Origin of the sequence: Micromonospora sp. NPDC023814, assembly GCF_040639595.1 — a bacterium.
In the GTDB taxonomy this organism is placed as follows: Bacteria; Actinomycetota; Actinomycetes; order Mycobacteriales; family Micromonosporaceae; genus Micromonospora.
Window position 1 is genome coordinate 55,240 of record NZ_JBFAAF010000015.1, and the last position, 20,756, is coordinate 75,995.

19 protein-coding genes and 1 tRNA gene are annotated in these 20,756 nt (G+C 73.8%); 11 read left to right on the forward strand and 9 right to left on the reverse strand.

Features of this window, described 5'->3' with window-relative positions:
• Positions 1-13: 13 nt before the first annotated feature.
• Together AB0G14_RS11050 and AB0G14_RS11055 are read right to left on the reverse strand one after the other, a co-directional pair.
• Positions 14-643, reverse strand: a complete 630-nt coding sequence (locus AB0G14_RS11050) for a hypothetical protein (RefSeq protein WP_357696055.1) — start codon at positions 641-643, stop codon at positions 14-16.
• Positions 644-733: 90 nt separating this feature from the next.
• On the reverse strand, positions 734-1,528 hold the full coding sequence (locus tag AB0G14_RS11055) for an alpha/beta hydrolase (RefSeq protein WP_357696057.1): 795 nt from the start codon (positions 1,526-1,528) through the stop codon (positions 734-736).
• A gap of 310 nt (positions 1,529-1,838) precedes the next feature.
• Here AB0G14_RS11055 and AB0G14_RS11060 point away from each other — a divergent pair, with 310 nt between their 5' ends.
• Positions 1,839-3,551, forward strand: a complete 1,713-nt coding sequence (locus AB0G14_RS11060; protein WP_357696059.1) for a bifunctional metallophosphatase/5'-nucleotidase — start codon at positions 1,839-1,841, stop codon at positions 3,549-3,551.
• Positions 3,552-3,622: 71 nt separating this feature from the next.
• On the opposite strand, the gene AB0G14_RS11065 is transcribed toward AB0G14_RS11060, so the two are convergent.
• The gene (locus tag AB0G14_RS11065) at positions 3,623-4,906 is read right to left on the reverse strand and encodes an MFS transporter (protein ID WP_357696061.1); all 1,284 of its coding nucleotides are present in this window, start codon (positions 4,904-4,906) and stop codon (positions 3,623-3,625) included.
• 162 nt (positions 4,907-5,068) lie between these two features.
• Between AB0G14_RS11065 and AB0G14_RS11070 the strand changes: the two genes are divergently transcribed.
• A complete protein-coding gene (locus AB0G14_RS11070) occupies positions 5,069-5,545 on the forward strand; it encodes a hypothetical protein (RefSeq protein ID WP_357696063.1) in 477 nt (158 codons plus the stop codon).
• Positions 5,546-5,717: 172 nt separating this feature from the next.
• On the forward strand, positions 5,718-6,158 hold the full coding sequence (locus AB0G14_RS11075; RefSeq protein WP_357696065.1) for a hypothetical protein: 441 nt from the start codon (positions 5,718-5,720) through the stop codon (positions 6,156-6,158).
• A 215-nt stretch (positions 6,159-6,373) separates the two neighbouring features.
• On the opposite strand, the gene AB0G14_RS11080 is transcribed toward AB0G14_RS11075, so the two are convergent.
• Positions 6,374-6,450: transfer RNA gene (locus AB0G14_RS11080), tRNA-Pro, on the reverse strand.
• 165 nt (positions 6,451-6,615) lie between these two features.
• On the reverse strand, positions 6,616-7,509 hold the full coding sequence (locus tag AB0G14_RS11085; RefSeq protein ID WP_357696067.1) for a metallophosphoesterase: 894 nt from the start codon (positions 7,507-7,509) through the stop codon (positions 6,616-6,618).
• A 25-nt stretch (positions 7,510-7,534) separates the two neighbouring features.
• Here AB0G14_RS11085 and AB0G14_RS11090 point away from each other — a divergent pair, with 25 nt between their 5' ends.
• Complete coding sequence (locus AB0G14_RS11090) at positions 7,535-7,990, forward strand: GatB/YqeY domain-containing protein (protein WP_357696069.1); 456 nt, start codon at positions 7,535-7,537, stop codon at positions 7,988-7,990.
• A gap of 85 nt (positions 7,991-8,075) precedes the next feature.
• Here the strand turns inward: AB0G14_RS11090 and AB0G14_RS11095 are convergent, their stop codons facing one another.
• On the reverse strand, positions 8,076-10,502 hold the full coding sequence (locus tag AB0G14_RS11095; RefSeq protein ID WP_357696071.1) for a penicillin-binding protein: 2,427 nt from the start codon (positions 10,500-10,502) through the stop codon (positions 8,076-8,078).
• 404 nt (positions 10,503-10,906) lie between these two features.
• Between AB0G14_RS11095 and AB0G14_RS11100 the strand changes: the two genes are divergently transcribed.
• Positions 10,907-11,227, forward strand: a complete 321-nt coding sequence (locus AB0G14_RS11100; protein WP_319460489.1) for a WhiB family transcriptional regulator — start codon at positions 10,907-10,909, stop codon at positions 11,225-11,227.
• Between the two features lie 6 nt (positions 11,228-11,233).
• Here AB0G14_RS11100 and AB0G14_RS11105 read toward each other — a convergent pair whose 3' ends face one another.
• From AB0G14_RS11105 to AB0G14_RS11115, 3 genes are read right to left on the reverse strand one after another with little or no spacing between them, the layout of a single operon-like run.
• Positions 11,234-12,385: an ArsA-related P-loop ATPase gene (locus AB0G14_RS11105; protein ID WP_350679355.1), complete on the reverse strand. Its 1,152-nt coding sequence runs from the start codon at positions 12,383-12,385 to the stop codon at positions 11,234-11,236.
• 54 nt (positions 12,386-12,439) lie between these two features.
• Positions 12,440-13,417, reverse strand: coding sequence for an ArsA-related P-loop ATPase (locus AB0G14_RS11110; protein WP_357696074.1), 978 nt, complete (start codon positions 13,415-13,417; stop codon positions 12,440-12,442).
• Positions 13,418-13,443: 26 nt separating this feature from the next.
• A complete protein-coding gene (locus AB0G14_RS11115; protein WP_357696076.1) occupies positions 13,444-14,052 on the reverse strand; it encodes a hypothetical protein in 609 nt (202 codons plus the stop codon).
• A gap of 311 nt (positions 14,053-14,363) precedes the next feature.
• Between AB0G14_RS11115 and AB0G14_RS11120 the strand changes: the two genes are divergently transcribed.
• The 6 genes from AB0G14_RS11120 to AB0G14_RS11145 all read left to right on the forward strand — a co-directional run bounded on the left by AB0G14_RS11120 (position 14,364) and on the right by AB0G14_RS11145 (position 20,743).
• Entirely contained in the window at positions 14,364-14,852 is a 489-nt protein-coding gene (locus AB0G14_RS11120; RefSeq protein ID WP_357696161.1) for a hypothetical protein, read from the forward strand.
• A gap of 46 nt (positions 14,853-14,898) precedes the next feature.
• Positions 14,899-15,054: a DUF4177 domain-containing protein gene (locus AB0G14_RS11125; protein WP_013736319.1), complete on the forward strand. Its 156-nt coding sequence runs from the start codon at positions 14,899-14,901 to the stop codon at positions 15,052-15,054.
• Positions 15,055-15,139: 85 nt separating this feature from the next.
• Positions 15,140-15,601, forward strand: coding sequence for a RidA family protein (locus AB0G14_RS11130; RefSeq protein WP_357696079.1), 462 nt, complete (start codon positions 15,140-15,142; stop codon positions 15,599-15,601).
• 120 nt (positions 15,602-15,721) lie between these two features.
• Entirely contained in the window at positions 15,722-16,549 is an 828-nt protein-coding gene (locus AB0G14_RS11135) for an MBL fold metallo-hydrolase (protein WP_357696081.1), read from the forward strand.
• On the forward strand, positions 16,546-20,136 hold the full coding sequence (locus AB0G14_RS11140) for an adenylate/guanylate cyclase domain-containing protein (protein WP_357696082.1): 3,591 nt from the start codon (positions 16,546-16,548) through the stop codon (positions 20,134-20,136). The genes AB0G14_RS11135 and AB0G14_RS11140 overlap by 4 nt, the downstream gene beginning before the upstream one ends.
• Positions 20,137-20,272: 136 nt before the next feature.
• Positions 20,273-20,743: a hypothetical protein gene (locus tag AB0G14_RS11145; RefSeq protein WP_357696083.1), complete on the forward strand. Its 471-nt coding sequence runs from the start codon at positions 20,273-20,275 to the stop codon at positions 20,741-20,743.
• The last annotated feature ends 13 nt before the right edge of the window (positions 20,744-20,756 follow it).

The following is a 20,756-nucleotide window of genomic DNA, read 5'->3' on the forward strand; positions in this document are numbered from 1 at the left end:
CGCTCGGGGCTGGTCAGGCCGCCGTCGGCGTGCGGGTGCCGTCGTCGCCGGACCGGGCCGGTTCGTCGGACGCCCGGCGGGGAGAGGCGCGGCGGAACCGGGCCCAACGGGCGCGGACCATCTCGTGGAGGCGGTTGGACCACGCGCCGAGCAGCAGCAGGAGCATGGCCGCCCCGACGGCCCAGGCCAGCTTGTCGGAGGTCGTGCGGATGCCGGGGAGCGTGACCGCCAGGGCGAGGGTGGACACCCCCGGGAAGATCACACCCATGGCGAGCGCCTGCGCCACGTGCCCGTCGTGCTTGCGCCGCCAGTAGAAGGCCTCCCAGCCGAAGAGGCTGGGCTCGCCGGTGTAGCGCGCGATGGCGGGACGCAACACCTGCTCGAGGTACTGACCGGCGATGCGGATGTCCCGGTACTGGGAGACGACGCTCAGCCCCAGGGCGGTGCTGAGCACCGGCAGGAGCAGGAACATCCGGAGGTCTGCCTTCTCCGAGAGGACGAAGCCGGCGACCGCCGCGACCGCGGTCAGGTTCGCCCCGACGAGCGCCTGGTTGTGGTTGGCCTTGCGCTCGATCGTCGTCCGGATCGCCGCCGCGTCCGCCAGGGCCGCCTCGAGGGCCCGGTTTCTCTGCTCCTCCGACACCCTGCCTCCTCCGGCGCTCACCCACTCCGGTGTATCAGCGGCCGTCAATAGCGCCCGGCGTGCCGCTGCCGGCGGTGAGGCGGATGGGCGTCAGCGGAGGAGGACATCGCGCAGCACCGGGGCGAGCGCCTCGGCCGGCACCTCGTGGTAGCCGCCGTCGAGACTGACGTGGCGGGCACCCGGAATCGCCTCGGCCGCCACGCGGGCACCGTCACGCAACCACTGCGGGCTGCCCGTGCTGTCCACCACCACGGTGGGGACGGTGATCGTGGCCAGGCGGTCGACTGGCGGCACGCCGCCGGCGCTGATCAGCGTGTCGTACGGGAGGGTGTGTGCCAGCGACTCCAGGTAGGGCCACACCGGCTCGCCGCGCATCCCGGCCACCGCCTCGGCGGGCAGCCCCACCGCGTGCAGCATGAACGCCTCGACCGCACCGGCCCGGTCGCCGGCGGCGATCAGCTCGGCCGTCCGGGCCGAGACGTCCGGCCGGGGGCCGGTCTGCGGGCCGACCTGGAACGGCGGCTCGAACAGGGCGAGCCCGCCGACCGGCAGCCCGTGCGCCGTGGCGAGCGCGGCGAGGATCGCGCCGGACGAGACGCCGTAGAGGTGCGCCGTGCCGCCGACCGCGGCGACCAGCGCCGCGATGTCCTCGATCTCCCGGTCGACCGCGTAGGGCGCGGTGTCGCCGCTGTCGCCCCGACCGCGCCGGTCGTAGCCGACGACGGTGAAGTCCGGCGCGAGCGCCCCGGCCAGCGCCCGGGTGGTCGACCGGTCGTTGAAGGCACCGCCGACCAGGATGATCGGTGGCCCGTCGCCCGCGCGCTCGTACGCGATCCGGGTGCCGTCGGCCGACCGCACCGTCTCCACCGCCAGGCCCCCGCTCATCCGATCATCCTTCCCGTCGTACGCCGTCCGTCCGGTCCTTTCTAGACCAGCCCACCGACAACCGCGACGACCGGCCAGCGCCGGCCGGGCATGTCGGAAACGCCCGTCCAGACGTCCCCCGATCGAAGACGTATCCCCAGGTCTGCGGGGCCCGCCCCGGTCGACCGGCGGCGGCCGGCGATGAGAGGCTGTCCCCGACGCGGCGGCGGTCCCCCACCGCCGCCACCGCGACCGAACCCCGCCGACGGCGCGTGCCCGACCGGCGTCACCATCGCCCGGGCGCCCGCGCCGGCTTCTCACGAGGAGTTCCATGTCCATCCCCGGGATGCGTCGGGCCGCCATCGGCCTGACCGCGCTCGCCGTGACCGCGTTCGGCGCGGTCACGACCACCCCCGACCAGGCGGACGCCGGCCCGAAGCCGGTCGCCGTCAAGCTGCTCGCCCTCAACGACTTCCACGGCAACCTCGAACCGCCGACCGGCACCACCAACGGCACCATCGCCGGGCAGCCCGCAGGCGGGGCCGAATACCTCGCCACCCAGCTCGCCGAGCTGCGCAAGCGCGCCGCCAAGGAGCAGAACACCATCACCGTGGCGGCCGGCGACCTGATCGGCGCCTCCCCGCTGCTCTCCGCCGCGTTCCACGACGAGCCGACCATCGAGGCGCTGTCGCTGGCCGGGCTCGACTACGCCAGCGTCGGCAACCACGAGTTCGACGAGGGCGCCGACGAGCTGCTGCGCATCCAGAACGGCGGCTGCCACCCCGTCGACGGCTGCGCCGACGGCACCCCGTACGAGGGCGCCGGCTTCCAGTACCTGTCGGCCAACGCGTTCAGGACCGCCACCGGCCAGCCGCTGCTCGCCCCGTACGCCATCCACAAGGTGCAGGGCGTCAAGGTCGGCTTCATCGGCATGACGCTGGAGGGCACCCCGCAGATCGTCAGCCCGCAGGGCGTCGCCGGCCTGACCTTCGCCGACGAGGCGCAGACCGCCAACCGGTACGCCCGCGAGCTGCGCCGCCAGGGCGTCGAGACCATCGTCGTGCTGCTGCACGAGGGCGGCACCCAGGATGCCACCGGCGGCATCAACGACTGCAAGGGCATCTCCGGCCCCATCGTGGACATCGCCAACCGGATGGACCCGTCGATCGACGTCGTCGTCAGCGGCCACACCCACCAGGCGTACAACTGCGACATCGCCGGCAAGCTGGTCACCAGCGCCAGCTCCTTCGGCCGCCTGGTCACCGACATCGACCTCTCCATCGACCGGCGCACCGGCGACGTCATCACCGCCAAGGCCGAGAACGTGGTGGTCAACCGGGACGTCGACAGGGACCCGGCGCAGACCGACCTGATCAACCGCTACAAGACCGTGCTCGGCCCGGTGGCCGGCCGCGAGGTCGGCCAGACCACCACGGCGATCAAGAAGACCCAGGAGATCCTCTTCGACAAGACCCTGGGCGAGTCCCCGATGGGCAACCTGATCGCCGACGCGCAGCTCGCCGCCACCGACGACGAGCAGGGCGCGGTCGCCGCCTTCATGAACCCCGGTGGTGTACGCGCCGACCTCGACGCCGGCCCGGTCACCTACGAGGAGGCCTTCACGGTGCAGCCGTTCGGCAACAACCTCGTGACGCTCGACCTCACCGGCGCGCAGCTCTACTGCATGCTGGAGCAGCAGTTCGTCACCGGCCGGACGCTCTACCCGTCGTCGACCGTCCGGTACGTCGTCGACCCGGCCGGCACCACCGGCACCGTGGCGGACCCGTGCGCGGGCACCCGGGTGGTCCGGGGCAGCCTCAGCTTCGGTGGCGTGGCGGTCGACGCCGCTGCCACCTACCGGGTCACGGTGAACAACTTCCTCGCGGGCGGCGGTGACGGCTTCACCGTCCTCACCGGCGGCAAGAACGCGGCCACCGGGATGATCGACCTGGACGCGTTCGTGGCGTACCTGACCGCCGCGTCCCCGGTCTCGGCGCCGGCGCTGGACCGCATCCGCACCACCGCGGAGGTCCCCGCCGCCTGAGTCGGCGTACGCACCCGACGGGCCCCGGAGCAGCTGCTCCGGGGCCCGTCACCGCTTGCGCCCCGGGTCGGTCAGGCGTGGGCGGGGGCCGGCTCGGCGGCCGGCGGGGCAGCCGGCACGCGGCCGTCCTGGACCGCCGTGAGCAGCGGGCGCAGGGAGAGCGCGAGCAGCGAGGCCACCAGGCAGCCGCCGACCACCACCGCGACCCAGATCCGGCCGTCGGCCGCCCCGATCAGGGGACCCGCCGTCACCGGGCCGATCACCCCGCTGATGCCGAAGATCATCGAACTCATGGCGTTGTAACGCCCGCGCAGCTCGTCCGTGGCGAGCGCGTTGGTCAGCGCGGGCATCACCGGCGACAACAGCGTCTCGCCGAAGCCGAAGATGGCCGAGCAGGCCACCACGCCGAGGGCGGCGACCAGCGCGTTGCCCGGGCCGACCTGGCCGGCGGCGCCGAGGACCAGCCAGGCGGTCGCGAAGACCGCGCCCACCACGGCCAGCCCGCCCGTCCGGCTGCGCCCCTCCATCCGGCGGATGACCAGCAGTTGGGCGAGCACGATCATCACCGTGTTGCCGGCCAACGCCCAGGCCACCACGCGCGGCGTCACCTCCACCACGCGCACGGCGTACGCCGCGAAGCCCACCTCGATCTGCGCGTACCCGCAGGTGGTCAGGACCAGGCCGAAGACGACCAGCCGGCGGAACGGCCGGTCCCGCAGCACGGTGAGGTAGCCGCCAGCCGACGGCCGGTCCCCGGTCGGCCCGGCGGCGAGCCGGTGGCCCACCCGGGGCAGGCTCAGCAGGATCAGCGCGGGCATCAGGTAGCTGACCGCGTCGAGCACGTAGATCGCCTGGAAGGTGACCGGGCGGGCGGTGTCGACGATCGCGCCGGAGATCAGGCCGCCGATGCCGATGCCGAGGTTGAGCAGGGCGAAGTTCAGCCCGTAGACCCGCTGCCGCTCGTCGTCGTCGGTGAGCGAGGCGAGGATGGTGTTCTGCCCGGACCAGATGGCCGAGCTGCCGATCGCGATCAGCGTGATCACCACGAAGGCCGACGCGGTCGAGTCGACCAGCGCCAGCGAGCCGGTGCCGACCGCCTCGACGAGCAGGCACGGTATGACGATCCGGCGCGCGCCGAAGCGGTCGATGAGCGTGCCGCCGAGCGGTGACAGGGCCAGGGTGACGGCGCCGTACCAGCCGATCACCAGGCCGGCGCGGGCGTCGGTGAGGCCGCGGACGTCGGTCAGGTAGATGAACAGGAACGGCAGGGTGAGGCCGCGCCCGACCGCCGACAGCAGGGTGCCGACGAGGATCCGCCGGGCTTCCGGACGGCGGGGCAGGGCGCGACTGAGCATGCCGCGATTCTGTGCGCCCGGTACGACGACAGGCGAGCCGTTTACGACCCGCCCCGCGCGGCCCGACGCCACCCGGTGACCAAGGCCACGTTCGCGCCGACCGACCCGCGCCGTGGTGCCGGGGCCGGCTCGCTGTCGGGCCCGTCTGCGATGCTGGCCGGGATGACCACGACCACCTGGCGACACCTGCCCGCACCGGCCCGCGAGATCGCCACCGCCGCCGCCGACGCGGTCGCCGCCGCGCGCGAACGCGACCCCGAGGCGTACGACGTCTCGGTGGCCCGGCTCGCCGCGGCCGAACGGTCCGGCCTGGTCCTCGGCGCGGTGGTCCGGCTGCTGCTCGAGGAGGGCCACCCGGACGGCCTGGACGGCGACGACGTGCGGCAGGTGCTCGAACGCTGCGTCCGGGGCGCGGCGCAGTGGCGGCCCGACGTCGACCCGCACGTGGTGCTCGTCCTGTTGGCGGGCGCCCTCGGCGTCTACGACCCGGACGGCGACGAGTCCCCGCCCGACCCGCCGGCCGTGGCGCGGCACGCGCCGCTGCTCGTGGCCGACCTGCTCGCCGCGACCGGCCGGCCGCTCGACGGCTACCTGACCGCCGCGTTCGCCGAGATCGCCCGCACCGAACGCCACGACTGAGCGCGCCGCCCGCCGGTCCGTCCGAAGTGGCGGCCCTCACCGGCGACGTCATAGGTCGGACCTGAACCGTGCTTGAAGCGTTACCTCGCGAGAGAGACATACCGGCTGTTCACGAACCCCGAATGGCAATGTCGGCCTCGACAGGATCAGCCGAACCAGGCACGCTGCTCCGGTGGCGATCGACACCACCGGCAAGTTCTGGCGCGGCGACGACTTCGCCGACCTCACCGACTACCTCCGCGACTACCAGCCCGGCGGTTACCCGGTGGCTCGCGTCAAGGAGATGGTCTGCCAACGATGCGACGGCAACACCTTCGCGGTCCTCGCCGACGACGAGAACGGGTGCGCACAGACACGGTGCTTGACCTGCGGCGACCACGCCTTGATCGCGGACAGTGCCGACTACTGGCAAGACGGCGACCCTGAGGAATGCGTCTGCCCATGCGGCGGCGAAGCCTTCCAGGTCGCCATCGGGTTCGCTCTGCGCACCGACGGTGAGGTCCGGTGGGTCAGCGTCGCACTCCGCTGCACCGAGGACGGCACTCTTGGCGTCTACACCGACTGGAAGATCGACTACTCCCCGACGGGTCACCTCCTGATCGGCGCGACATGATCACCACAGCCCACCTGCTCCCTTGACGGTGTGGCGAAGGTGATGGGACACGAGCAGACGTCCACGACTCTGGACCGGTACACGCACTCGACCCGGGACCGGGATCGCAGGGTGCTCGCGTCGTTTGCTGCCTTCTCGCTGCCTCCGGCGGAGCAATGATCGTCGGAAACGAATCAAGGCCCCTCCGCGGAGGGGCCTTGACCTGCTGTTACCTCTGGTCGGGGTGGCCGGATTCGAACCGACGACCTCTTCGTCCCGAACGAAGCGCGCTACCAAGCTGCGCCACACCCCGAGGCGTGCCGACAAATAGTAGCCCACCCGCTCCGGTGGTCAAACTCGGTACCCCCCGGTGGTCCGGGCGGCTCGCCCGGTCCCATGGACGGGGCAGCTCGACAGGGCGATCGGCAGCACTGTCCCGGCAGGCCGGGGGAACCGGCCCGGCCTGCCGGCGTACGGATCAGCGGGGGATCAGGGTGAGCACGCTCACCTCCGGCGGGCAGGCGAACCGGACCGGCGCGGTCGGGTGGGTGCCGAGGCCGGCGGAGACGTGCAGCCAGGAGTCGGACCCGGGCCAGCGGTGCAGGCCGCGGGCCATGGAGCGGGGCAGGCCGCAGTTGGTGACCAGCGCCCCGACGCCCGGCACGCAGACCTGGCCGCCGTGGGTGTGCCCGGCGAGCAGCAGCCCGAAGCCGTCGGCGGCCATCCGGTCGAGCACGGCCGGCTCGGGGGAGTGGGTCAGCGCGATCGACAGGTCGGCCGCGGGCGACACTGGCCCGGCGACGGAGTCGTAGTCGTCCCGCTCGATGTGCGGGTCGTCGACCCCGAGCAGCTCGACCGCCCGGCCGCCGGCCTTGACGACGGTGCGGGCGTTGTTCAGGTCCGCCCAGCCGGCCCCGGTGAGGACGTCGCGCAGCTCCTCGTGCGGCAGTTCCGCGCCCTCGGTGTACTCGCGGTCGGGCAGGAAGTAGGTGAACGGGTTCTTCCAGACCGGCCCGGTGTAGTCGTTGGAGCCGAAGACGAAGGCCCCCGGGTAGTCGAGGAGCGGCTGGAGGGCGCGCAGCACGCCGGGTACGGCGCCGGGGTGCGCCATGTTGTCCCCGGTCACCACGACCAGGTCGGGGTCGAGCGCGGCCAGCGACGCCACCCAGCGCTGCTTGCGCCCCTGGTTCGGCATCATGTGCAGGTCGGACAGGTGCAGGACGCGCAGCGGCTCGGCGTCGGCCGGCAGCACCGGCACGTCGTACCGCCGCAGGGTGAACATGTTGCGCTCGACGAGCGACGCGTACGCCAGGGTCGCCGCGCCCAACGCGGCGGTCCCGGTCGCAAGCCGGAATAGTGTGCGCTTTCGCATGGAGTTCAGGGTAGTTTCACCGTCCATGAGCACGCTGAAGGACCGTCTGACCGCCGACATGCGCGCCGCTCTCAAGGCGCGCGACGAGCTGACCACCTCCACCCTGCGGATGGCGCTCGCCGCCGTCGGCACCGCCGAGGTCGCCGGCAAGGCCAAGCGCGAGCTCACCGACGACGAGGTGCTCGCGGTGCTGACCAAGGAGGCGAAGAAGCGCCGGGAGGCCGCGACCGCCTTCGCCGACGCCGGCCGCACCGAGCAGGCCACGAAGGAGACCGCCGAGGGCGAGGTGCTGGAGCGCTACCTGCCGAAGCAGCTCTCCGAGGCCGAGCTGACCGAGCTGGTCGCGGGGGCGCTCGCCGCGGGTGGTTTCACCGGCAAGGCGCAGATGGGCCCGGCCATGAAGGCGGCCCAGGCCGCGGTGGCCGGCCGGGCCGAGGGCGGTCGGGTGGCCGCGGAGGTACGCCGGCAGCTCGGCCTCTGAGCCGCCACGCGACCCGATCCGCGTACGCGAAACGGGCGGGCACCCCCGCGTGGGGTGCCCGCCCGTTCCCGTCGGTCCGGGCGGCTCAGCCGCCGTTGCGGCCCGGCGGACGGCCCGGGTTGGTCGGCTTGGTGCCGCTGCCCGGGGCGGTGCCGCCGCCGGCGCTGATCTGGATGGTCACCACGCCGCCCTTGATGGTCCGGCCGTCGGGGCTGGTGCCCGCCGCCTTGCCCGGGGCGCAGCTCGACGGGACCTTGATGTCGGAGACGACCGCGTCGAAGCCCTCCGCCTCGATCCGGGACTTCGCCTGCTCCACGTCCAGGCACTTCACGTCCGGGATACGGCGCTGGTCGCCCTCGGAGATCTTCTGGCCCGGGGGCTCGAAGTTGATCCGCTTCTTGCCCTTCATGGCGTCGCGCAGCGTCTCGTAGACCGGCGGGTTGATGCCGTCGCGCTCCTTGTGCTTCATCCTGACGTTGGTCTGCGGCCAGTCCGGGTCGGCCATGATGCCGGCCACCGCGTACTGCTTGGTCATCGCGACCAGCGAGGCGGTCTTCTCCGAGTCGGTGGTGCCGGACTTGCCGGCCACCGGCGCGTCGACGATGCCCCTGACGTTCGCGGCCGTACGGCTGCCGCCGCACCTGCTGGTGGAGGAGTTGTCACCGACCGGACAGCGGGCCGCGTCCACGGCGGCGCGGGCCACCTCGGTGCTGACCCGCTTCTCGCAGCGCGGGTTGGCGATGTCGAGCTTCTTGCCCTCCGGGTCCTTGATCTCCTGCACCGGGATCGGCTCGCAGTACTTGCCGTCCGCGGCGAGGGTGGCGTAGGCGTTGGCCAGCTCCAGCGGGGTGGTCTGCGAGACGCCGAGCGTGAAGGCGCCCCACTGGTGCGCGTAGTCCTTGGTGCTGGCGAACTTCGCGTCCTCGCTCTGCCGGAACTGGATGCCGAGCCGCTTGGCCACGTCGACCACGTTCTCGGCGCCGACCTGCTGCTGCAACGGCACGAAGTACGTGTTGATGGAGGAGGCGAAGGCGCTCCACATGTTCTGCACGCCGCCGGCCTTCTTGCCGGAGTTGGTGGGGCAGTAGAAGTGGGTGCCGGGGCACGCCGCCGGGCTGCTGCTGTCGATGATGTATTCCGACTTGAACTGCTGCGGAGCGTTGATCGTGTAGCCGAGCGGGATGCCCTTCTCCAGCGCGGCCACGATGGTGAAGATCTTGAAGGTCGAGCCAGCCTGGTAGCCCGTGATGCCGTCGCCGCCGGTGAGCAGCGGGTTCACCGTGTTCGGGTAGTTGCCGAGCTTGCCCTTCTTGCGCTGCTTCGGGTCGCTGTGCGGCTTGTTCGCCGGCTTCTTCGGGTCGTCGAGCTTGAAGGTGCGGTTGACCGCCAGCGCCCGGACCCGGCCGGTGCCGGGCTCGACCACCGCCACCATGGCGGCTTCCTTGCTCTTCTCCGGCTTGGCCTTGCGGACGGCCTTGTCGGCGCCCCGCTGGGCCTGCGGGTCGAGCGTGGTGATCACGGTGTAGCCGCCGCTCTTGAGCCGCCGCTCCCGGTCGTACGAGGTCGAGCCGAAGGTCTCCTGCTGCATCCACCAGCGGTAGAAGTAGTCGCAGAAGAAGCCCCAGCCCTTCTCGTTGGTCGAGACGCAGCCGTTGGGCGCCCGCTTGCCGGTGACCTCGAGCTCGACGGCCTTCGCCGCGTCCGCCTCCTGCTGGGTGATGGCGCCGATCTCGACCATGTTCTGGATGACGTAGTTGCGCCGCTCGACCGCCGCCTTGTAGCCGCTCTTGGTGGTCGGGTCGTTGGTGCTCGGCGCCTTCACCATGCCGGCGAGCATGGCCGCTTCCTCGATCTTGAGCTTGCTCGGCGGCTTGTTGAAGTAGACCTGGCTGGCGGCGTAGATGCCGTACGCGCCGTTGCCGAAGGCGGCGATGTTCAGGTAGCGCTCCAGGATCTCGTCCTTGGAGAGCTCCTTGTCGATCTGGATGGCGTAGCGCATCTCGCGCAGCTTGCGGGCGCTGGTGTCCTCGGTGGCCGCGACCACGTCGGCCGGGTGGGTCGCCGAGTAGGCGATGGCCAGGCGGACGTACTGCATGGTCAGCGTCGAGGCGCCCTGCTGGCTGGACGCGCCGGACTGGTTGTTGACGAAGGCCCGGGCGATGCCGTTGAGGTCCACGCCGTTGTGCTTGTAGAAGTCGTGGTCCTCGGCGGCGATGATCGCCTTCTGCATGATGGGCGCGATGTCGGCCAGCTTCACGTCCCGACGGTTCTCGTCGTACATGGTCGCCAGCGGGGTCTTGCCGTCGGCGGCGTACAGGTAGCTGATCTGCGGCGCGCGGGCCACGGTCAGCTCCTTGGGCAACGCGCCGAAGGTCTCGGCGCCGGCCTTGGCGGCCAGGCCGGACATCGCCACCGCGGGGAAGGCCGCTGCCGCGACCACCACGCCGGCCAGCAGGCCACATATGAGTAGCGATGCGGCGTTGGTCAGCACATTGTGGTCACGTTTCCGCATCCAGGTCACCTCGACAGGGTACGCGAGTAGGGAACGAGGGGCGCCGGGGCTTCTTTCCCCATTTCCTGCGCGCGCCGACCTCGTTGTGCTAAACGCACGACCCCCGGTGCGTGGTTGCGTGAATCCGGCGTCGAGTCTCCCTCCTTCCCGAGGGGGCCCGCAGCGTTTTCACGGACTCCGGCGGGGTAACCGGCGGTCGCGAAGCCCGGGAAGCCGGGAGTGTCCGGAATGATGGATTTAGCCGACAACGTTGCGTAATCAGGTGACTACAGAGCATGATGGGGGCGGCGACCGAGCCACATGTCGTCCGTGCGGCCTTGGGGAAGGCGCGCCGGGCGATCGGGGGGAATTGCCGGCTGGTCCGCGACGGGGTCGGTAGGTACTGCAAGGGGGGACGAGTACACATGGGCATGATCACTGACTGGCCGTCGCTGGCGGCGTGTCAGAACGGGGACCCGGACGCGTTGTTCGTACAGGGCGCCGAACAGAACGTGGCCAAGCGGATCTGCCGGAGCTGCCCAGTCCGGTACGAGTGCCTGGCCGACGCGCTGGACAACCGGATCGAGTTCGGCGTGTGGGGTGGCATGACCGAACGCGAACGCCGCGCGCTGCTGCGCCGTCACCCCCAGGTGACGAGCTGGCGCAAGATGTTCGAGGCCGCGATGAAGAAGAACGCCAAGGACAAGGCCGGCAAGGACAAGATCCTCGTCACCGCCGCCGGCTGAGCGCCGTCACGGCCGGCTGATCGCCGCGCCGATCGTCCGCAGCCCGTCGACGTCGTGCACGTCGGCGGGCTGCGCCGTCACGGACACCGCCGGCACCGCCGGGAACGCCTCCGTGAACCGGGCCGCCACCTGCCGCTCGCGTACCGCCTGCTGGGCCAGGGCCGCGTGGGCCCGCAGCACGTCGACGGTGCCCTCGTGCCCACCCAGGTCGGCCAGGCGCTCCGCGGCGGCCAGGCTCTCCGCCGCGCCGAGGCCGGGCACCGCCGGCCGGTGCACCCGGTTGAGCACCAGGCCCGCCAGCGGCATCCGCTCCTCGCGCAGCCGGCCCGCGAAGTAGGCGGCCTCCCGGACCGCGTCCGGCTCTGGCGCCGCGACCAGCAGAAACGCCGTCTCCCGCGCCTGGAGGATGCGGTACGTCTGCTCGGCGCGCTGCCGGAACCCGCCGAACATCGAGTCGAGCGCGGCGACGAAACCGGAGAGGTCGGTCAGCAACTGGGCGCCGAGCACCTTCTGCACGACCTTGGAGAACATCCCGAACGAGGCGGTCACCAGGCTGAACATGCTCCGCCCGCCGGTGCGCGCCGGGGCGAGCAGCAGCCGCAGCATCCGCCCGTCGAGGAAGCGGGACAGCCGGGCCGGGGCGTCCAGGAAGTCCAGCGCCGAGCGGGACGGCGGGGTGTCCACCACGATCAGGTCCCACTCGCCCCGGGCGTGCAACTGGCCCAGCTTCTCCATCGCCATGTATTCCTGGGTGCCGGCGAAGGTCGAGCTCATCGCCTGGTAGAAGGGGTTGGCGAAGATCTCCGCCGCCTTCGCCTGATCGGTGTGCTGGAGCACCACGTCGTCGAAGGTGCGCTTCATGTCCAGCATCATGGCGTGCAGCTCGCCGCCGCTGGCCTCGACGTCGATCCCCTTGACCTGGCGGGGGGTGTTGTCCAGCTCGGTCAGCCCGAGCGACTGGGCCAGCCGGCGGGCCGGGTCGATGGTGAGCACCACCGTCCGCCGGCCGTGCTGCTCCGCGGCCCGCAGCGCGAGCGCGGCGGCCGTGGTCGTCTTCCCCACCCCGCCCGCCCCGCAGCAGACCACGATCCGCACGCCGGGATCGGCGAGGATCTGGTCGACGTCCAGCTGCGGCGCCGCGTCTTCGGAAGGCACCAATCGAGCGTATCGGGCCGGGTCGGTCGCCGCGCCCGTGCCGGTGGCAGGTGTGAGTCAATCCGCCCGGAGGAGGGCGTCGGCCAGCCGGTCCAGCCCGGCGCGGTCCACCCCGTCGGGCAGCAGCGGCAGCTCGGTCAGCGGCAGCCCCAGCTCCACCAGGTCGGCCCGCAGCGAATCCTCCAGCTCGCGGCGGATCGCCTGGTCGCGTGCCTCCACGGCGAGCCCGGCGACGGTGTCCCGGTCGGCCGGCAGCCCGGCGGCGCGCAGCCCCCGCTCCAGCTCGGCCGGGCCCACCGCGCGCCCCGCGGGCAGCGGCGGCCGGACGCCGTTGACGATTACCCGGCCCACCGGGAAGCCGAACGAGGTCAGCTCGGCGATCGCGTCGACCGTCTCCTGGACCGGCATCTCCTCCAGCAGGGTCACCACGTGCACGGCGGTGATCGGGGAACGCAGCAGCGCCGCGACCCCCTCGCTCTGGGTCTTGATCGGGCCGACCTTGGCCAGCCGGGCCGTCTCGGCGGTGACGTTCAGGAAGCGGCCGATCCGCCCGGTCGGCGGGGCGTCCAGCACCACCGCGTCGTACGCGCGCCGCTGGTCGACCGTGCGGGTGGTCGCCTCCTTCACCTTGCCGGTGAGCAGGACGTCCCGCAGGCCCGGGGCGATGGTGGTGGCGAAGTCGATCGCCCCGAACTTGCGCAGCGCCCGGCCCGCCGCGCCGAGCTTGTAGAACATGTCCAGGTACTCGAGGAGGGCCTCCTCGGCGTCCACCGCCAGGGCCCGCACCTCGCCGCCGCCCGGCGCGTCGGTCAGGTGCCGCTCCTCGTAGGGCAGCGGGTCGGTGCCGAAGAGCTGGGCGATGCCCTGCCGCCCCTCGACCTCCACCAGCAGCGTGCGCCGGCCACCGGCGGCCAGGGCCAGGGCCAGGGCGGCCGCGACGCTGGTCTTGCCGGTGCCGCCCTTGCCGGTCACGACGTGGAGGCGGGCCGGCCACTGGGTGCCGGCCGGATCGGCCGGCCGCTCTGCTGCTCGCACCCGTCGAGCCTATCCAGCGGCCGGGCTCAGGCGACCTCGCAGACCCACCAACCCGTCTTCTTCACCACGGTGAACCGCAGGTCCTGGTCGGCGACCTTCTCGTCGGCGGTGGTCACGGTGACCTTGGTGGTGACCGTGGCGCGGTCGCCGGTCTGGTTGTCCACCTTCGGGCTGCTCCACCGGAACCGGGGGTTCTGGTGGGCCGAGACGTACTTCTCGACCTCGGCGACCTTGGCGGCGATCTTCTCCTCGTCGCGGGACGAGGAGCAGACCAGGGCGGTCGCCCGGCCCGCGTCGCGGTCCTTGTAGACGGCGGTGAGGAACTGGTCCACGGCGACCGTCGGTTCCTTGGCGCCCTCGCCGCTCTCGGCGTTGCGCAGCGTCAGGAAGGTGACGACGCCGCCGCCGGCGCACAGCAGCAGGATCACGGCCAGGGCGACGGCGGCGATCAGCACGCCGCGCTTCTTCTTCGGTGCGGCGGGCGGCTGGTACGGGGGAAACCCGGCCGGGGGCGGCGGGACCGACGGGTCCGGGGCTGCTGCCGGCGCGGGCGGCACGGCGGCGCCGGGAGTGGCCGGGACGTCCGGCTGGCCGGCCGGCGATCCGGTGGGGCCGCCACTGGGTGGTTGGGTCATCTCTTCCCCCGGGGTGCGACGTCGTCGCCTGCCCCGGCGACGAGCGTGATCGAGCTGGCGGCGAGCCGGCGAGCGCCCGTCCGACCGGAAGGGTAGCGGTCGGCCGGCCGGTTCGCGGGGCGGCAGGTGGGGTCGCGTCCCTGACCAGGAATGTGTCGCATATGTGACTTGACGTGACCGGGTGTGCGCGTCCTGTTGGCGGGACTCTTCCTCCGGTCCTACGTTCTCACCGGCGCGGGGGAAAGGTCGGGCACCGGGGCCCGGGCCCGCAAGGCGATGACGTGACCAGGTACGACGTCCGGAGGCAAGGCATGCGCGACGTGGACAACATCCCCCGAGCACCGTTCCCGGCGGGTGACCGGGCGTGGCGGACCGGGGCCGGTTCCTCCGGCGAGACCGAGGGCGTGGCCGGCGGCCTGCCGATCAACGAGCGGTCGTACCGGCGGTTCGCCCAGCCCGTCGAGGTGGTGCGCACGGCTGGCCGGCCCGGCGCGCGCGGCCGGGACGAGGAGGAGCCCGGGTACGTCATCCACCTGCCGATCCGGGTCGCCGACCTGGCGGCGGCCACCGCGCTGGCCGGCACCGTCGCCACGTCGCTGAGCTTCCTGCCGGAACTGGACGCGGGCGAGACGACCGTGTCCACCGCGGACGACCAGAACAACCGGCACCGGGTCTTCTGCGACCTGCTGCTGCCGGACCGGTCGCGTTGCCCGCAGCCGTACGAGCACAGTGGCCCCTGCGGGGAAGCGCCCACCGCCCCGGAGCAGCGTCCCGCGCCCCGACCGTCCGCCGGACCGTAGGCTGTGCGTCGAAGAGTCGTACTCCATCCGAGGGAGCCCTCCACCGATGCAGAAGTGGGAATACGCCACGGTCCCGCTGCTGGTCCACGCGACCAAGCAGATCCTCGACAACTGGGGCGAGGACGGGTGGGAACTCGTCTCCGTGGTTCCCGGCCCGAACCCGGAGCAGCTCGTCGCGTACCTGAAGCGGCCGAAGGCGTGAGCGGCATGAGTGAGCGGAGCGAGCGAATCATCGGGTTCGGCGCGTCGGTGCCTCGTGGCGCCGCCGAGCGGAGCGAGGTGGCGGCATGAGCAACGGTCCGCACGGGAAGCTCGCCGAGCTCGGGCACGCGCTGCCCGAGGTGGTCCCGCCCGTGGCCAGCTACGTGCCGGCCGTGCAGTCCGGGCAACTCGTCTACGTCTCCGGGCAACTGCCGATGGCCGAGGGGAAGCTGCTCGCCACCGGCAAGGTCGGCGCCGGCGTCTCCGCCGAGCAGGCGAAGGATCTGGCCGAGCGGTGCGCGCTCAACGCGCTGGCCGCGATCGACTCGCTGGTCGGCCTGGAGAACGTCGTCAAGGTCGTCAAGGTGACCGGCTTCGTCGCCGCCGCCCCCGGCTTCACCGCCGTGCCCGGCGTGATCAACGGCGCCTCCGACCTGTTCGGCGCGGTCTTCGGTGAGGCCGGCCGCCACGCCCGCAGCGCCGTCGGCGTCGCCGAGCTCCCCCTCGACGCCCCGGTCGAGGTCGAGGTCATCGTCGAGGTCGCCTGACCCGCGCCCACCCCGCGATCTTGCACTGACCGCCCCGGCAAAAGCCGTGAAGTGGGACGTATCCCGGGCGGAAACTGCAAGATCGCGGGGAGTGGCGGCGGGGGCCGTACGATCGCAGCCATGACCGGGCACTTCACCGCGCCGGCAGCGGCGCTCGCCGACCAGCTGCCGGGTTGGGTGACGCTGCTGCGTGCCCCGAATCCGGGGCCGATGACGCTCGACGGCACCAACACCTGGCTGCTGCGCGCCCCCGGCCAGGAGCACGCCGTCGTCGTCGACCCGGGCCCGGCCGACGAGGAGCACCTGGCCGCGATCGCCGCGCGGGGGCCGATCGGGCTGGTGCTGATCACCCACGGCCACCCGGACCACACCGAGGGCTCGCCCCGCCTGCGCGACCTGCTCGACGGGGTGCCCGTGCGCGCGGCCGACCCGGCGCACACCCTCGGCGGGGAGCCGCTGACCACGCCCGGCGACGGCCTCGGCGGCCCCGGCCTGGACATCCGGCTCGTGCCGACCCCCGGCCACACCGGCGACTCGGTCTGCTTCGTCGTCGCGCACGGCGACGAGCGGGTCGTGCTCACCGGCGACACCATCCTGGGCCGGGGCACCACCGTGGTCGCCCACCCCGACGGGCACCTCGGGGACTACCTGGCCAGCCTGGAGCTGCTCTCGACGTACCGGGGGATCCCGGCGCTGCCGGGGCACGGCCCGGCGCTGGCCGACTGCGCCGCCGCCGCGGAGTTCTACCTCGCCCACCGCCGGGCCCGGCTCGACCAGGTCCGGGCGGCGGTCGCCGAGGGGGCCACCACCGCCGCGGAGGTGGTCGCGAAGGTCTACGCGGACGTCGACCGGTCGCTGTGGTGGGCGGCCGAGTGGTCGGTGCGGGCCCAACTGGAACACCTCGGGCGGGAATCCGGCGCGGGCGCCGCGGGGTTGGAGCAAGCGTGACCTGCCCGGTGTGCGGAACCGTAGCCGTCCCCGGCGCCCGGTTCTGCCACAACTGCGGGGCCGCCCTGCCGGCCGCCGCGACGCTGCCGGCCGCCGAGCGCCGCGTGGTCACCGTGCTCTTCGGCGATCTGTCGGACTTCACCTCCTGGTCCGAGGACCTCGACCCGGAACGGGTCGGCGCGGTCACCGACCGGGTGCTCGCCGCCCTGGCCGGCGCGGTCAAGACCTTCGGCGGGCACGTCGACAAGCTCACCGGCGACGGGATCATGGCGGTCTTCGGCGCGCCGGTGGCGCACGAGGACGACGCCGAGCGGGCGGTCCGCGCCGCGCTGTCCATGCAGCGGGCGGTCCGCCGGGTGCTCGACGACGAGCGGGGCGGTGGCGCGCCGCTCGGCCTGCGGGTCGGGCTGAACACCGGCGACGTGATCGCCGGGATCCAGGCCGCGATCGAGTACACGGTCATCGGCGACACCGTGAACACCGCCGCCCGGCTGGCCGACGCCGCCGCCGTCGGCGCGGTCTACGCCGGGGCCCGCACCTCCGCCGCCACCCGGCACGTCGCCTCCTGGCGCGCGCTGCGACCGCTGCGACTCAAGGGCAAGCGCGAGCCGGTCGAGGCGTACGAGCTGCTGGGCCTCCTGGACGCGCCGGGCACCCGGTCCGGCCTCGGTGACGAGGCCCCGTTCGTCGGCCGGGAGACCGAGATCGGCCGGGTCGCCGGCCGGCTGGCCGAGGTGATCGACCGCGGCGAGCCCCGGGTGCTCCTGATGACCGCCGAGGCCGGGCTCGGCAAGTCCCGGTTCGCCGCCGAGGTGGAACGCCTCGCCGCCGGATACGACGTGGGCGCCGGCCGGTACGCCGCGCACACCGGCGCCCGGGTGCTGTCGGTGCGCTGCGCCGCGTTCGGCGAGCGGCGGCGGCTCGCGCCCCTGGCCGACCTGGTCCGGGCGGCGGTCGGCCTGCCCAACGACGCCGCCACCGCGCTGACCCGCCCGGCCGTCGAGGAGCGGCTGCGCCGGCTCAACCAGCGGCTCGGCCGTGCGGGTGGCGACCCGGCCCCGGTCGCCACCGACCAGTTGATGGCCCTGCTCGGCTACGCCGAACTGCCCGGCGGCGGCCCGGCCGACCAGGGCGAGTGGAGCAACCCCCAGCAGCCCGCCGACGCCGACGCCGTGCCGAACGCGGTCGCGGACCTGCTCAGCGCCCTCGCCGCGGAGGCGCCCCTGGTGGTCGTCGTCGACGACCTGCACGACGCGACCGCGGAGACCATCCGGGCGCTCGGGCTCGCCCTGTCCCGGCTCGCCGGCCCGGTGCTGGTGCTGCTGCTCGGCCGCCCCGAGCTGGTGCGCACCGCCGGGGCGCTGACCCGGGTGGCCGACGCCGAGGTGCACGCGCTGCCACCGCTGCGCGGCGCCGACGCGGCCCGGCTGCTCACCAGCTATCTCGGCGGGGGCAAGCTGCCGCAGGCCGACACCGACCGGCTGCTCGCCACCGCCCAGGGCAACCCGTTCTACCTGGCCGAGCTGGTCACCCTGCTGATGGAGCGGGGCGCCCTGACCGCCGTCGCCGACCGGAACGCCCCGAGCCCGGGAGCCTGGCGGCTGGCGCCCGGCTCGCTCGGCAGCCGCCTGCTCTCCCGCGACCTGGCCGCGGTGCTCGCCGCGCGTATCGACGCGCTGCCCGTCGACGCCCGCTCGGTGCTGCGGGACGCGGCCGTGGTCGGCGACACCGTGCCGGCCGGGGCGCTGGAGGCGCTGCGCGAGCAGCGGGCCGGCCGGGACGGCCGCCCGGCGGCGGTGGTCGCCGTCGAGCTGGAGCGGGCCGTCGAGGAGCTGCTGCAACGCCGGATGCTGCACCGCACCCGCACCGGGTACGCCTTCGCCACCCCGCTGATGCGGGAGGCCGCGTACGCCGGGGTGAGCAAGGCCGAGCTGGCCGAGCGGCACGCGGCGCTGGCCCGCTGGGCCGCGACCGACCCGCCGGCCGGGGCGGGCGCGCCGGGCGGCTTCACCGGGGCGGCCCGGGACGTCTTCGTGGCCCAGCACGTGGAGCGGGCCGCCGCGCTGGCCGACGCGGTCGGGCTGCGGCCGGACGCCCCGGCGCGGACCGTCGTCCCGTTGGGCGTCGCCGCGCTCGGCGGGGCCGCCCGCCGGTCGCTGCAGGCGGGCGAGCCCGCGCTCGCCGTGGAGTACGCCGAACGCGCCGCCGAGCTGGCCCGCGACGGGGTGCCGGCGGCCGACCGGGTGGTGCACGCCCGGGCGCTGCTCCAGATCGGCCGGCCCGCCGACGCGCTCGCCTCCGCCGAGAAGATCGCGGCCAACGCCGGCGACGAGTCGGCCGTCCGGGCCAGCGCGCTGCTGCTCGCCGGGCAGGCCCACCAGACCATGGGCGACCAGGCGCGGTCGGCGGCCTGCTGGCAGGAGGCGTTGCAGGTGGCCACCGACGGCGGCCTGCCGACCCTGCGCGCCTCGGCGATGCGCCGCCTCGGCATGGCCGACTTCATCGCCGGGCGGCTGGGGCAGGCGAGCAGCCGGCTCGCCGCCTCGTACCAGGTGAGCCGCCAGGCGCAGGACCGCCGGGGGCAGGCGTGGTCGTTGCAGAACCTGGCCTGGGTCACCACCACCCGGGGAGACTTCGCCGGGACCGACGCGGTGCTCGGCCGGGCCGCCCGCCTCTTCGCCGAGCTGAAGGACCCGTACGGGCGGGCGTGGCTGCGGGGCACCACCGCGTTCGCCCGGCTGCTGGCGGGCCGGCTGCGGGAGGCGTGCCGGATGGCGCGGGTCTTCCTGCCGTTCGGCGAGCGGGTCGGCGAGGCGTGGGCGGTGGGCACGCTGCGGGCGGTGGAGGCGTACGCCACCGCCGAGCTGGGCGAGCTGGGCGAGGCGGACCGGGGTGCCCGCCGTGCGTACCGGGAGTTCGCCGCCGCCTCCGACGACTGGGGGCAGGGCTTCGCGCTGGTCGTCCGGGGGGTGGTGGCGCGCGGGCTGGGCGAGCCGGAACACGCCGCCGACCTGCTCACCGACGCGCTGGGGCACGCCCATCGGACGTCGCACCCGCTGCTCACCGGCATGGCCGGCACGCTGCGGGGGTTCGTGGCGCTGGACATGGGCGACTACGACACGGCCGAACGCGCCGCCCGCTCGGTGCTGACCGCCGTCGAGCCGCACAATCCGCAGGCGCCCGCCCAGGTGGCGCCCCGGGTGCTGCTGGCCACCGCCCGGCTCGCCGCGGGCGACTCCGCCACCGCGGTCGGGCTGCTCGCCCCGGTCGCCACCGTCGCCGCGACCGTGCCCTCGCTGCTCTTCTCCCGCCGCCAGACGATGGCCCGGTACGCCGCCGCGCTGCTCGCCCACGGCCAGCGCGAGCAGGCGCTGGACTGGGCCCGGCGGGCGGTCGCCGCCCCGGCGGAGGACGTGCGCAGCCAGGTGGTCGGCGCGATGGTGCTCGCCGAGGCGCTGGCCGCGTGCGGCCGGCCGGCGGAGGCGCTGGCCGCCGCCGAGGAGGCGGTGCGCCTGGCGTACGGGACCGAGCAGCGCAGCGAGCGCGCCGCCGCCGACGCCCTCCGCGCCCGCCTCGCCACCGGCTGACCCCTGGCCGGCTCGGCGGGGCCCGCCCGGGCAGGTCTGACGGTTCCGGTGATGTCGTCTGTCGGGGGTGGCCGATAGCGTGTCAGGCCGGAGGGGCGGTCCAGTGTCGACCGCGCCGGGTCTGGGAGGGGCCGGGATGAGGTTGCCGCGTTCGGCCGCGGGATGGACGATCGCGGTCTTCGGCGTGCTGGCCCTGCTCATGGGCGTGGTCGGGCTGCTCTGGCCCGAGGCGCTGCTGCGCCTGCTCGGCTTCGAGGTGCCGGCGACCCGCGCGGCCGGCGACCACACCGGCACCTTCCTCCTGGCGTCCTCGATGGCCTCGTTCAACATGGGGGTCTACTACCTGCTCGCCACCGCGACCGAGTGGCGCCCGTTCTACCGCTTCACGGTGGTGTTCCGGCTGGTCACGTTCACCGTGTTCGCCATCGCGGTGCTGGCGGACATCGCGCCCGGCCGGTTCTTCGGGGTGGCCGCCTGGGAGGGCCTCGGCGCGGTGGCGACCGCCGCCGGGCTCTGGTGGGACGCACGGCGCGCGGGCCCGGCGGCCGGCGGGGGCGGGAGCCGCCTTTCCGCTGGTGCCGCCCCGGCCCCCGACGCGGTGCACTGAGCGGCCCGTCCGG

Excerpts from the sequence above, each read along its gene's own strand:
- AB0G14_RS11090 (WP_357696069.1), top strand. The coding sequence starts at position 7,535 with ATGAGCACGCTGAAGGACCGTCTGACCGCCGACATGCGCGCCGCTCTC.
- AB0G14_RS11135 (WP_357696081.1), top strand. The coding sequence starts at position 15,722 with ATGACCGGGCACTTCACCGCGCCGGCAGCGGCGCTCGCCGACCAGCTG.
- AB0G14_RS11060 (WP_357696059.1), top strand. The coding sequence starts at position 1,839 with ATGTCCATCCCCGGGATGCGTCGGGCCGCCATCGGCCTGACCGCGCTC.
- AB0G14_RS11145 (WP_357696083.1), top strand. The coding sequence starts at position 20,273 with ATGAGGTTGCCGCGTTCGGCCGCGGGATGGACGATCGCGGTCTTCGGC.
- AB0G14_RS11120 (WP_357696161.1), top strand. The coding sequence starts at position 14,364 with ATGCGCGACGTGGACAACATCCCCCGAGCACCGTTCCCGGCGGGTGAC.
- AB0G14_RS11115 (WP_357696076.1), bottom strand. The coding sequence starts at position 14,052 with ATGACCCAACCACCCAGTGGCGGCCCCACCGGATCGCCGGCCGGCCAG.
- AB0G14_RS11100 (WP_319460489.1), top strand. The coding sequence starts at position 10,907 with ATGGGCATGATCACTGACTGGCCGTCGCTGGCGGCGTGTCAGAACGGG.
- AB0G14_RS11095 (WP_357696071.1), bottom strand. The coding sequence starts at position 10,502 with ATGCGGAAACGTGACCACAATGTGCTGACCAACGCCGCATCGCTACTC.
- AB0G14_RS11130 (WP_357696079.1), top strand. The coding sequence starts at position 15,140 with ATGAGCAACGGTCCGCACGGGAAGCTCGCCGAGCTCGGGCACGCGCTG.
- AB0G14_RS11070 (WP_357696063.1), top strand. The coding sequence starts at position 5,069 with ATGACCACGACCACCTGGCGACACCTGCCCGCACCGGCCCGCGAGATC.
- AB0G14_RS11065 (WP_357696061.1), bottom strand. The coding sequence starts at position 4,906 with ATGCTCAGTCGCGCCCTGCCCCGCCGTCCGGAAGCCCGGCGGATCCTC.
- AB0G14_RS11055 (WP_357696057.1), bottom strand. The coding sequence starts at position 1,528 with ATGAGCGGGGGCCTGGCGGTGGAGACGGTGCGGTCGGCCGACGGCACC.
- AB0G14_RS11125 (WP_013736319.1), top strand. The coding sequence starts at position 14,899 with ATGCAGAAGTGGGAATACGCCACGGTCCCGCTGCTGGTCCACGCGACC.
- AB0G14_RS11085 (WP_357696067.1), bottom strand. The coding sequence starts at position 7,509 with ATGCGAAAGCGCACACTATTCCGGCTTGCGACCGGGACCGCCGCGTTG.